The sequence below is a fragment of the Streptomyces hebeiensis genome (genome assembly GCF_052983195.1).
This window is the reverse complement of sequence record NZ_CM129812.1, coordinates 2,148,096-2,160,400: the sequence shown is the minus strand read 5'-3', so window position 1 is coordinate 2,160,400 and position 12,305 is coordinate 2,148,096. Positions and strand designations below refer to the sequence as shown.

Below are 12,305 nucleotides of genomic sequence, written 5' to 3'. Positions count from 1 at the left end.
GGTGGCTGCGGCTCGCTCGGGGCCACCTCTGCCACATCAGCCGCCGTTGGCCGCGTACGGGATGAACGCCGACCACTCGGCCTGGCCGAAGGCGAGCCGGGGGCCCTGCTGGTTCTTCGAGTCCCGGACGTGGACGGTGTCAAGGGAGGCCGCTATTTCGACGCACTCTGGTCCCTCGTTGGTGCTGTAGCTGCTCTTGTGCCACACAAGGTCGGCGTTGCGGTCGGTCGAGGGCTTGGTCTTCATGTCTCTCCCAGCATTTTCTCAATGAACGCCAACGACTCTCGCGGAGTGAGCGCCTGGGCCCGGATGATCCCATAGCGGGCTTCAAGTTCGCTGACTTCTTTCCGGTCGACGATCACTCGACTGATCTGTTGAACTTCGGCGTGTGCAGCCTTCGGGCCTTGCCTGGGCTCCAGGAGTTGGAACGAGCCGCCGATCCCCGCGTGATCATCGCGATCGGTTGGCATCACCTGGATCTCGACGTTGCGCAACTGTCCAATTTCCAACAGTCGTTCGAGCTGTCCTCGCAGCACCATCCTGCCACCAAGTGGGCGGCGCAGCGTGACCTCTTCCTGGACAAAACTCAGGATCGGTGCAGGCCAACGGTTGAAGATCTCCTGGCGGGCCATGCGGGCGGTCACATTACGCTCGATCGTCTCCTCGTCGAGAAGTGGCCGCCTCATGCGGAAGAGTGCCCGAGTGTAGTCCTCAGTCTGCAGCAGCCCGTGGACGACGGAGTTGCCGTACGCGCCCAACCCAACCGCATCCGCCTCCAGCCTGGCCAAGTCCCGAACCTTCTTCGGATACCGAGCCCGCTCCACATCTTCCTTGAACGCGGCCAACATCCCACCCGCGCCCAGCACGTCATCTGCCGCGTCCAGAAACTCCGGCTTCGGAACCCGGCGCCCCCGCTCCACCGAAGACACCTGCTCCTCGCCATACCCGATGGCCGCGCCCAGCTCGGCCTGCGTCCGGCCCGCCCGCTCGCGCCACAGCTTGACCTGCTTGCCCACCATTTTGAGGACATCCGCAGAGCCCTCGTCGACCTCCCAGTCCTGGTCCTCGGTTCCACTGCCCGACTGACCCGCCCCGACCGTCATGTCCGCCACCTCCGACCGCACGCCTGCCCGCCTGCCCGTACCCAACGACGTCCCCATCGCTCATGTCACGCCCGGCCACCCGGACACGCTGTCACCGCGCCCGGACAGATCACGCTGCGTACCGACGTCGTTACTGGTCACCCTAGAGTCGTTCGGACACGCTTTGTTACATGAACGCCGAAATCTCCACCCTTCTATGTGACTTCACCCAACGCCTCTCGGCTACCCGGCGTGGCGCCCGCCTCGCCCGGCGGCTGGCGCTCCATCAGCTCGACGCATGGGGAATCCCGTACGGCAGTGATGTATCCGACACCGTCGCCCACGTCGTTGCCGAGCTGGCCGCCAACGCCGTCACCCACGGTCACGTACCAGGGCGGGACTTCCAACTGCGTCTCCGGCTCAGCGCCGACACTCTCCGCATCGAAGTCACCGACACCCGCACCGAACGCCGGCCACCCACGCCCGGACAGGTCGAGCGGCCGTCCCCCGAATCGGAGTCCGGGCGCGGCCTGCTCCTCGTGCAGGCACTGTCACAGGCGTGGGGGATCACCGAGCGGAGTATCGGCAAGACCATCTGGGCGGAAGTGCCGCTGTCGGCGGCCCACTTGACCGGAGTGCCGCTGCCGACAGCCCACTTGACCGGCTCTCCCGATCTGCTCGCCCAGGGCGAGCCCGCGACGGACTCCTCACGCCACGTCCCTCGCCCCTGACGCCGACTCGACCAGCGCGCGCAGTTCAACCCGCCCCCGCTGCACGACGCTCAGCCACTCTCCCGTACGGCTCCCCGGCGGCAGCGGCAGGTCACCGATCAGGTCGAGAGCGGAGTACTCCCGGGCCAGCCAACCCTGAAGCGCGCGCCAGTGCCGGATCCGGTCATCGCTGAGGCCGGGGCGCCAGGGGGCGGTCTCGTACGGAGTGTCGTCCGAGTCCATGGCGCTGAGCAGGCCCGCCCGGCGTATCAGGCAGGGGTAACAGGTGCCGCAGTTGACGTGGGGGAGGCCGCGGAGGCGCCGGGGCGAGGCGCCGCAGCTCAGGGTGCGTTCCAGGGAGGCCTCCGGGAGGCAGGCCTTGATCGCGGCGCGACAGACGTCGCCCTTCGTATGGCCGGCCAGGGGATTCTCGACCCTGACCCGGCCACCCACGGATTCGATCACCTTGTTGAGGAGATGGAGAGTCCGAGGGTGTACGGATCGGGTGGACAGCGCCGCTGAACGCGCCGCGCTCAACGGCGGGTTGAGGGCGATCTGACCGTTCTCCGGGACCTGGACGGTGGCGACGCCGTCGGCTGCCGCAAACCGCACGGCGGTGGACGTGTAGAGCAGGCCGCGTGGACGGGAGGTGTGTTCCACCACCGTGCCGTCCCGACCACCGGAAGTCTGGCCGGCGGTGATCTGCCACAGTCGGCGGCCGGATCGCTTGCCCAGCTCCTTCACGGCGGCGTAGGCCTCCCGCTGTACGTCCTCGACGTTCTTCTCGGCGTACGTCACCAGGAGCAGCATCCCCTGACCGGGCACAGCGGCACGCGTCGCCGCCCAGCTCAACGAGTCGAGGCCGCCGGAGAACAGGGCCACCTCCCGGGCCCGCCAGTCCTCGCCGGCCGGGAACGCGCCCTGCTGCGGGGCCGCCCGCATCCGGCGGAGGGACACGTCCCACACGTCGGCGGTCAACGTCTGGAGCAGGGCGGGCAGCGGGCCGGAAGCCGCCGGCGCCCACAGGTCCGGATCCGAGACGGGCACCGAGAGCCGGAATGCGCGGGTCCAGCGGTCCTCGCTCCGGCTCCGGGCGGCGTGCTTGTCCGCCAGGAAGACGGCGCGGGAGATGCGCAGCAGGTCGTCGGCCCAGGCGGGCGCCGGGCCGTACAGGAGATGGTGACCTGTGAGGCGTTCCTCGCGTTCCTGGATGCCGCTGACACCGATCGAGTGCCACTCGGGCCCCGCGGGCGACTCGGTGTCGTACGAGCGCCACCAGAAGTGGAACGGACCGGGAGCCGGTGTCATACGGGAACCCCTTCTTCGCCGTGGGCGTCGACGGCGAAGCCGAGGATCTTGCCGACCACGCCCGGGACCAGGCGCCTGGCCACGTCGGAGAGCGGGACGTCCACGTCCGCCGAGGCGTCGTGCGCGGACAGGGCGGCCTTCGCGGCGTCCGCCGCCTGTGCCTCGGCCTCCTCGCAGGGATCGGGGATCAGCGCGATGATCCGCTCGGCGACACCGTCGGCGATCCGGCCCTCCGAGTCGAGGACGTCGAGCACGGGAACCGTGAGTCTGATCTTCTCGGCGATGACCGCGCGCAGGAACTCGGTGACGAGGTCCGCGAAGAACCACCGGTAGAGGAGGCAGAGCAGGTCGCCTGCCAGGCCCCTGCCCTGGCTCGGCCCGTCCGGGGCGGAGAGGGACTCCCGGATCTCGGGGTGCGTGGTGAGCAGTCGCCGAGCCGACGCGGCGACGGCACGGCGCAGGGCCGCGTCCACCACCGTGCCACCCTCGCCGCCGACGCGACGAGTGAGCTCGGCGACGAACGCGTCAGCCGGGTCCCGCCAGTCGAGTACCGGCCCCTCTTCCTCGGACCCGAGATCCTCGTGAGCCGGACCCTTGTTCAGCAGGCCGCTCGGGCCCGACGCCCCCAGGGCCTCCATCGCGTCGGCCAGCCGCACCCCGGCCGCACACGCGGCATCCCGCAGCCCTAACGCCGACGGGTCGGCACGGCAGGCGCCTTGGAGCGCGGCTATCGCGGCGGTGGCCGTCGCGCCGGTGTCGGAGCGGTCCGGGTCCCAACGCGCGAGGCGGCTGTACAGACCGGACCAGCGCGGTCCTTCCCAGCGCGTGGACGTACCCATGCCGCCCGCCTCCCCCGATCCGGCCATCGTCAGCTCCAGTGCAGCAGTGGGTGGCGCGTGCGGGTAGGGCGCGACTCGGTCATATCCAGCAAATTGTTACGGAAGGTGATGAAGGTGAAGTGGATGTGTACGCACCGTGGTCGGGCCGTCGCGGAGATTGACTCCTGCCCGGTCCGTATCGCCGCTGGACTGGCAAGATGGGACCTTGCTCCGTGTGCGGACGGGGCCCGACTGCAGCCGAGTGAGGGAACGAGAGCCCTGATGCCCACGAGCGATCTCTTCCTGCGGGATGTCATCGACATCAAGGAAGACGTCCATGCCGGCGACTTCAAGGTGGAGCTCTCCGGAGGCTTCACCGAGACCGACGCCCGGGTGGCGGAGTACGTCGTCACGGACCAGCTCCAGGAGGCGTTCAAGCAGGCGCTCAGTCTCGTCGGGGCGGCCGTCCGCACCGGCAATTCGCACGCCGCCTATCTGCACGGATCGTTCGGCGCCGGTAAGAGCCACTTCCTGACCGTGCTGCACGCGGTGCTCAACAACCATCCCGCCGCCCGGCGCAAGGAGCGGCTCCAGGAAGTCATCGCCCCGCACGACGACTGGCTGCGCCGGAAGAAGTTCCTGATGGTGCCCTACCACCTGGTCGGTTCGGCAGACCTGGACTCGGCGCTGCTCGGCGGGTACGTGGCGACCGTACGCAAGCTGCACCCCGACGAGCCGACGCCCGCCGTCTACCGGGCGGACGCCGCGCTGGCGGACGCCCGCAAGCAGCGCGCGTTCCTCGCGGACGACGGCAAGTTCACGCAATGGCTCGGGTCGGGGGACGTGGTCGTCGCTCCGAGTGGTGCCGTGGCCGCGGCCGACGACGAGGACGACCTCGACACGAGCGACCTGGACACCAGCGGCCTCGAAGCCGCCGCGAGCATGGCATCGCCCGCCACGTGGACCACCGCCGACCTCGACCGCGCCTTCGCCGCACCCGCCGGGGACCCGCATCGCGACGCCCTGGTCTCCGCGCTCCTCTCCGGCCCCATGGCCTCGTACGGCACCGGGGCGCGGGGCGACAAGGATGCCTTCGTTCCGCTGGAGAACGGGCTCGCGGTCGTCTCCCGCCATGCCCGGATGCTCGGGTACGACGGGATCGTGCTGTTCCTGGACGAGCTGATCCTCTGGCTCCAGGCCCACATGGGGGAGCAGGACTTCGTACGCGACCAGGTGCAGAAGCTGGTCAAGCTGATCGAGTCCGGGGACAGCGACCGGCCCGTGCCGATCATCTCCTTCATCTCCCGCCAGCGTGACCTTTCCCAGCTGATCGGCTCGGACGTGGCCGGGGCCGAGGTGCAGAACCTGGAACAGCAGGTCGAGTACCTCGCCGGCCGCATCGATGTCGTCGACCTCGAGGACAGCAACCTCATCGAGATCATCAAGCACCGGGTGCTCGCTCCGAGAGCCGGCATGGAAGGCGCGCGCGACGAGGCTTTCGCGGCGGTCGAGTCCTCCAAGGACGAGGTGCGGCAGGTTCTGCTCGACGCCCATGGGCGTACCGAGGCCTCGTGGGACGACTTCCGGGAGGTCTACCCCCTCTCGCCCGCCTTCCTCAATGTCCTGGTCGAACTCGCGGGCGCGCTCCAGCGCGAGCGCACCGGCCTGAAGCTCGTCCAGGAGGCTCTGTCCCGGCGCCGCGACGACCTGAAGCTCGGCGAACTCATCCCGCTGGGAGACCTGTGGGACGTCATCCTGGACGGCACCGGCGAGGCGTTCACCGCGCGCCTGCGCAAGGAGGCCGAGACCGCCAAACGTTTCCACGCGCGCGTGGTGGCCTATCTGTCGGAGAAGTACGGCTCGGCCGACAGCCCTCTGTTCAAGGGGGACGAGCGGCTCATCAAGACGCTGCTGCTCGCCGCCCTCGCGCCCAACGTCCCCGCCCTGGCCCGGCTCACCGGAGAGCGGCTCGCCGCGCTCAACCACGGGTCGATCAAGGTGCGGCTCGGCTCGGCCGGCACCGCGGCGGCCAAGCGGCTCAAGGAACTCCAGGGAGAGTTCGGCGAGTTGCGCAGCGAGGGCAGCGCCGACCCGGTCTTCCACCTCCACCTGTCCGACCTCGACATCGAGCCGCTGCTCGACGAGGTCGGCAGCGAGGACAACCCCGGCAAGCGACGGCAGTGGATCAAGGACAAGCTGTGGACGGAGCTGGGGATCGGCGACGCCCAGGGCTTCGTCAGCGAGCGCGAGATCGTCTGGCGCGGCACGAAACGCACCGCCGAGTTCGTCTTCGGCAACGTCTGCGACCCGCATCTGCCCGACGAGCAGTTCCGGCCGATGACCGAGGGGAACATCCGGTTCGTCCTCGACTACCCCTTCGACGACAAGCACTTCCCGAGTGACGATGTCCGCCGCATCGAGAAGATGAAGCAGGAGGGCAAGTACGCCCGCACCGTCATCTGGCTGCCCGACTTCTTCTCCGAGCAGAAGTCCGGCCAGCTCGGCCGCCTTCTGAAGATCAACTACCTGCTGGAACGGGACCGCCTCGACGACCACACCGCCACCAAGTCCGAGGACGAGCGGATCCAGATCCGCCACCAGCTCAAGGCGCAGAGCGAGAACCTGACCTCACAACTGATCGCCGTACTGCAGCAGTTGTACGGGATCAGCAAGCCCGACCCCGGCAGCGTCGGTGCCGAGGTGCCGGACAACCAGCACGTGTGGTCGCTCGAACCCAGGTACTCCCGGCCCAGGCCGCAGGCCGGGCTCAGCTTCGAGCAGAACCTGTACGCGCTCGCCGACGGCATGTTCGCCGCCCTCTACCCGAAGCATCCGGACTTCGACCCCGGGCTGACCCGTAAGGCGGTGACCACCAGGGAACTCAAGACGGCGTTGGAGTGGATCGGTAACGCGATGAAGGACGGCTCGCGACGGGCCGTGGTCGATCGGCACCACCTGGCCGTCGTCAGGAAGATCGTGCACCCGCTCGGACTGGGCGAAGTGCACGACGGACCGCTGAACCTTCTCAACGACTGGCGTCTGAAGATCAACCAGAAGGCCGCCGACGCCAAGGCCGGGCCGGAGCTCGCCGTCGAGGAGATCCGGCGCTGGATCGCCGAGCTGGGCTTCGAGGGCCTCGACAAGAACATCTCCAGCCTGATCATCGCCACCTACGCGCTGCTGGACGACCGCACCTGGGTGCACCAGACGACTCCCGTGCCCGCCCCCGACCTGGAGCGGATCGGACCGGGATACGGACTGCGCGCGGTCGAACTGCCCAGCGAGGAGGAGTTCGCCGCCGCTCGCGTCCGAGCCGGGGCGATCTTCGGCGTCTCCGCTCAGCCGGTGCTCTTCGCCCGCAACGTCGCCTCGTTGGAGTCCGGGGTACGGGCTGTCGCGGCCGCTCATGAGGCGGCCGTCGTGGGAGTCCGACGCTCTCTGGACAAGCATGCCGCGGACCTCGGCGTCACCGGCCCGGACGCGGACCGGATGCGTTCCATGCGGGCCGCTGCCGACCTGATCGCCCGGCTCTCCCGTACCGGCGACGGGACTTGTCTGGTCAGGGAACTCGCGGCGGTCGCGTACGACGTGACCGACCGGGAGTTGAGCGCCGCGATCAAGCAGGCACCCGCGGTGCTGGCGGCGCTCGACGACACCAACTGGCCTCTGCTGAGGAGCGTGCGCGGCTTCGCCGAGCGGAACGACGGCGTCGGCGACAAGGCCGAGCGGCTGATCACCGCGCTCCACGACACCGTGAACGATCACGAGCAGGCCAGATCGCTCGTACCGGTGCTGAGCCGGCTGCAGGACGAGTCGGTGGCGCTGGTCACGGAGGCGGCGAGGCTTGCGACGGTCGCCCACCCGCCCGTCGTGCTGCCGCCGAAGCCGGAGCCGGGTCCGGAGGACATCAGCCTGACCCGGCACGGCCGGCCCGCGGTGCCGTCCGACCCGCCGCCCCAGCTGGGATTCGACGAGCCGGGACCGGAGGCTTCCCCGGCGGTCGCTCCGGTACGCGGCCCGAGCGCGCCGCACGTCGTGGACACGACGCGCCCCACCGGCCTCGAGTCGGCGCTGACCGACGCGATCGCCGATGTGCGGGACGAGATCCGCTCGTACGCCGCCGCGCATCCCGGCGTGCGCATCGAGATCGCCTGGCGGCCCGTGCCCGCCGAGGGGCAGGGCACAGCGGACGAGGAAGCCGCCCGCTGATGTCCACACCCCCGCCGCAGGTCAACCGGCTCACCATCGAGGCACTCCTCGACACGTACGCGGCCGGTCTGCGCGACCGGCGCCTGATGCTGGTGCACGGGCGCTACCCCGACACGGCGCCCGACGTCTTCACCGCCAAGATCGGCGGCGAGCCCCGCCGGGTCCATGTCAGCGACCAGACATCCGTGCTGGGCATCGTGGACGCCTGGCAACAGCACCGGTCCGACCGGGCCCGCGACGCCGACGTACTCGTGGTGACCACCGGGATCGGTGACGAGCAGCTCGGCTGGGACGTGCGCGGACACGCCGTGAAACGGCGCACCCTCACGGTCGAGAAGGCAGAGATCGTGAAGCAGCGCTTCGGCGTGCGCGAACTCGACTCCCGGCTGTACGGCGAACCGTGGCTGCTCGAAGCGCTGTTGGACGCGGAACCCCACGAGGGCTGGCCGCGTTCCGGGTCCCTGCTCACCCGGGACGCGGCGGTCAAGGCACTGGTCGTCGCGCGCCTCGGGCTGGACCGCGTCGTCGAGGGGGAGAGCACCGCCGGCCTCGCCATCGACGCCGACGCCATGCTCGCCTGGTCCCGCACGTCGGCCGGGCCCACCCGGTTCCTCGAACTGGATGCCGTGGAGCGGGGAAAGATCAAGGAATGGCTCGGCGAAACAGCCGGGGCGGCTGTGCCCGTCCTGATGTCACTCGTCGAGGACGGGCGGGGACAGGACGCCATGGCCCGCGGGCTGCTCGCGGCGGCGATGGCCGACCCGGCCACCGAGCCGGACACCGTGTTCGCCGTCGGCGGGCTCTTCGGCCAGGTACGTCGGCCCGACATTCTCGCCTTCAGTGACGCGGTGGCGGGCACCCTCACCCGGTGGATCGGCGAGGCACGGCACAACGAGGCCGCCGGACAACGGGTGTTCTCCGTCATCGACCGCGCCGACCGTCTCGCCGAGGAAGCCGGCCTGACCCGGGCATTGCGCGGCAGCCGCTTTCTGCTGACCAGCTTCACCGCTCAACTGCGGTCCTTCGCGGCGGCCTTGGCCGTCTCTCCCGGGCAGGCCGAAGCGGCCCTCGCCGACCTGCGCGAACACGCGTTGGCGGCGCTGAACGCGGACCGTGTCGCCGTCGCCGAGATGGCTGTACGTGTCGCGCGCTGGCTGTCCACCGAAGAGCCCCGCGTCGAGTCCGTCGCCTCCGGGGTCCGCCGGCATCTCGCCGAGTGGGGCTGGGTGGACCGGGCGTTGAACGTCCTGTGGTCGGGTGACCCGGTCGGGGACGTGGTAGCGGGCCAGGCGTATCGCACGCTGCACGACACCGCCCGTGCCCGCAGGGACGTGCTCGACGAACAGTTCGCACAGCGCCTCGCGGGCTGGACCCGGACCGCCGTCCAGCAGAACCCGGGCGGCTGCCTGCTCGTCGAGAACGTGCTGACCGAACGCGCCGCCCGCCTTCACTCGCGGTCGACGAGTCCGCTGATTCTGCTGATCGACGGCATGAGCAGTGCGGCAGCCGTGCAACTCGGGGAAGAGGCGGAGCGCGAGGGGTGGATCGAAGCGGTGCCGGCCCCGCCCGCCGGGCGGTCGGCGCAGCGCGACGCGGCGGTTTCCATGCTGCCCTCGGTGACCAGGATCAGCCGGACCTCACTGCTCACCGGCAAGGCAGACACGGGTGGGCAGTCCAAGGAGACGGCCGGCTTCGCCGAGTTCTGGAAGCAGCGAAGCGCCGTCGGCGTGCTGTTCCACAAGGCGACGATAGGCGGCCCGTCCGGACATCGGCTGGCCGAGGAGCTGGTCTCCGCCCTCGCCTCGACCGCGGTGGTCGGGGTCGTCCTCAACACCATCGACGACGCCCTCGACCATGGACAGCAGGGTGAGCGCACGCAGTGGCGGATCAACGACATCACCTTCATGCGCGAGCTGCTGGCCGCGGCCAAAGGCTACGGGCGTCCTGTCCTGCTGGTCGCGGATCACGGCCATGTGCTGGAACGCGGCGCGCGTCCCGGACCCGCCAGGGCGAGTGGGGCGGAGTCGTCCCGCTGGCGCACCGGGAGCAGCGCCGAGGACGGGGAGACCGTCCTCTCGGGACCGCGCGTTCTGGAAGGCGGGGGCACGATCGTCGCTCCCTGGCGGGAGGACATCCGGTACACGCCGCGGAAGGCCGGCTACCACGGCGGTGCGTCGCTGGCCGAGGTGACAGTGCCTCTGCTGGTGCTGCTGCCCGCCCTGGATGTCCTGCCCAAGGGCTGGGAAGTTCTCCCGAGGGAAGGGGCGACACCCTCGTGGTGGGTCCAGGGCCGGGTACCGGAGGAGACCTGGCCGGAGCCCGTCACGCTTTCCGCACCCGCTCCGGTGGCGAAGGCCAGGACCGCCAGGAAACGGGCGGCACAGGCGGGTGAGGGCCTCTTCACCCCGGCCGAGGTCGAACGCGAGCCGTCCACGTCCCAGCCCCCGCCGGCCCCCGCGACGCTGGGTGCCCAGGTCGTGGCCAGTGACGTGTACGCGGCACAGGCCGAGTACGTCCGCAGGAAACCCGACCGGCCCGTCGTCGCCGCCGTCATCGACGCACTCGCCGAGGCAGGCGAGACCATGTCCCCCGCGGCCCTCGCCGCCGCCGTGTCCGCCGGCGACCGCGTCAGGCGCAACATGGACGGCTTCATCGCCACCCTGCAGCGGCTGCTGAACGTCGAGGGATACCCGGTGCTCGGCCTCATCGACTCGGGGCACACCGTCCGGCTCGATGTCCACCTGCTGCGTACGCAGTTCCAGCTGGAGAAGAGACGGACGTGACCGTGGAAGGATACGGAACGTGACCGTGGAAGGAAGCCGGACGTGATCAGCGCACAGCCCCCCGTGAGTGCGGCCCGTCGTCGAGAAGTCGTCGACGCGCTGAGGCGGGGTACCGTGCCACAGGCGGGGCTCGACCTGTTCGCCGTAGGACTCGACCGGTTCACGGCCGCACTCGACGACGACCTGGAGACGGTCAAGGGCGGCGGCGCCGCCTTCCACGCCATTCGCGGCGAATACGGCTCCGGCAAGACGTTCTTCGCCCGCTGGCTGGCAGAACGCGCCAAGAGGGCGGGGCTTGCCACGGCCGAAGTACAGATTTCGGAGACCGAAACACCCCTCCACCGGCTCGAGACCGTCTACCGACGGCTCACCGAGCGCCTGACCACCGCCACCCACCAGGCCAGCGCGCTGCGGGCGATCATCGACTCGTGGTTCTACGGCCTGGAGGACGAGGTCCTCGACGCGGGAAACGTGGCAGAGGGCGACGCCGAGGCACTGGCGAAGGCCGTCGACGAACTGATGGAGCGACGGCTCGCCGACGTGGCACGAACCACCCCCGCCTTCTCGGCGGCCCTGCGCGGCTACCGGCAGGCCGTCGCGGCGGGCGACAGCGCCACGGCCGAAGCCCTCATCGCCTGGATCGGCGGACAGAAGTCGGTGGCCGCGTCCGCTCGCCGGGCGGCCGGGGTACGCGGAGACCTCGACCATTTCGCCGCGCTCGGGTTCCTCCAGGGACTGCTCACCGTGCTGCGCGACTGCGGGCACCCCGGGCTGCTGCTCGTGCTCGACGAGACCGAGACACTCCAGCGGGTACGCGGCGACGTACGGGAAAAGGGACTCAACGCGCTGCGACAACTCCTCGACGAGATCGACACCGGACGCTTCCCCGGACTGTTCCTCGTCATCACCGGCACACCGGCCTTCTACGACGGTCAGCAGGGCGTCCAGCGCCTGCCCCCGCTGGCCCAGCGTCTGGCCACGGACTTCACCACGGACCCACGCTTCGACTCGCCCCGCGCCGTACAACTGCGGCTGGCAGGCTTCGACCTGGAGCGACTGGGCGAACTCGGACGCACTGTACGCGACCTGTTCGCGGCCGCGGCGCGGCACCCCGAACGGATCACGCAACGCGTGGACGACACCTACCTCGGCGAACTGGCCACCGCCGTCACCGGCGGACTCGGCGGGAAGGTGGGGGTGGCGCCACGGCTGTTCCTGCGCAAGCTGGTCGCCGACGTCCTGGACCGGGTCGACGAGTTCGCCGACTTCGACCCCCGTCTGCACTACGCGCTGACCGTCTCCGGCACGGAACTCAACGAGGTCGAGCGCAACGCCGCGGCCGCCCCGGGCGATGCCGACGACATCGAACTGGAACTGCCGTGAACGGCATGACCG

General features: G+C 70.0%; 8 protein-coding genes. 4 read left to right on the top strand and 4 right to left on the bottom strand.

Annotated features, from left to right (window positions below; translation table 11 throughout):
• Positions 1–36: 36 nt before the first annotated feature.
• Entirely contained in the window at positions 37–246 is a 210-nt protein-coding gene (locus ACU6P3_RS09210) for a DUF397 domain-containing protein (protein WP_344278843.1), read from the bottom strand.
• Positions 243–1,103 carry a helix-turn-helix domain-containing protein gene (locus ACU6P3_RS09205; protein ID WP_447196697.1) on the bottom strand — a complete coding sequence of 287 codons (861 nt, stop codon included), beginning with the start codon at positions 1,101–1,103 and terminating at the stop codon, positions 243–245. The genes ACU6P3_RS09210 and ACU6P3_RS09205 overlap by 4 nt, the downstream gene beginning before the upstream one ends.
• Before the next feature lie 170 nt (positions 1,104–1,273).
• On the opposite strand from ACU6P3_RS09205, the gene ACU6P3_RS09200 reads away from it, so the two are divergent.
• A complete protein-coding gene (locus ACU6P3_RS09200; RefSeq protein WP_447196696.1) occupies positions 1,274–1,813 on the top strand; it encodes an ATP-binding protein in 540 nt (179 codons plus the stop codon).
• On the opposite strand, the gene ACU6P3_RS09195 is transcribed toward ACU6P3_RS09200, so the two are convergent.
• Positions 1,790–3,100, bottom strand: a complete 1,311-nt coding sequence (locus ACU6P3_RS09195) for a hypothetical protein (RefSeq protein WP_447196695.1) — start codon at positions 3,098–3,100, stop codon at positions 1,790–1,792. The genes ACU6P3_RS09200 and ACU6P3_RS09195 overlap by 24 nt on opposite strands.
• Positions 3,097–3,939 carry a hypothetical protein gene (locus tag ACU6P3_RS09190; protein WP_447196694.1) on the bottom strand — a complete coding sequence of 281 codons (843 nt, stop codon included), beginning with the start codon at positions 3,937–3,939 and terminating at the stop codon, positions 3,097–3,099. The genes ACU6P3_RS09195 and ACU6P3_RS09190 overlap by 4 nt, the downstream gene beginning before the upstream one ends.
• Positions 3,940–4,200: 261 nt before the next feature.
• On the opposite strand from ACU6P3_RS09190, the gene ACU6P3_RS09185 reads away from it, so the two are divergent.
• The 3 genes from ACU6P3_RS09185 to brxD are packed head-to-tail and all read left to right on the top strand — an operon-like array spanning position 4,201 to position 12,293.
• Entirely contained in the window at positions 4,201–8,127 is a 3,927-nt protein-coding gene (locus tag ACU6P3_RS09185; protein ID WP_447196693.1) for a DUF6079 family protein, read from the top strand.
• Positions 8,127–10,910, top strand: a complete 2,784-nt coding sequence (gene pglZ, locus ACU6P3_RS09180; protein WP_447196692.1) for a BREX-2 system phosphatase PglZ — start codon at positions 8,127–8,129, stop codon at positions 10,908–10,910. Before ACU6P3_RS09185 ends, pglZ begins: the two co-directional genes overlap by 1 nt.
• 45 nt (positions 10,911–10,955) lie before the next feature.
• A complete protein-coding gene (gene brxD / locus ACU6P3_RS09175; RefSeq protein WP_447197819.1) occupies positions 10,956–12,293 on the top strand; it encodes a BREX system ATP-binding protein BrxD in 1,338 nt (445 codons plus the stop codon).
• The last annotated feature ends 12 nt before the right edge of the window (positions 12,294–12,305 follow it).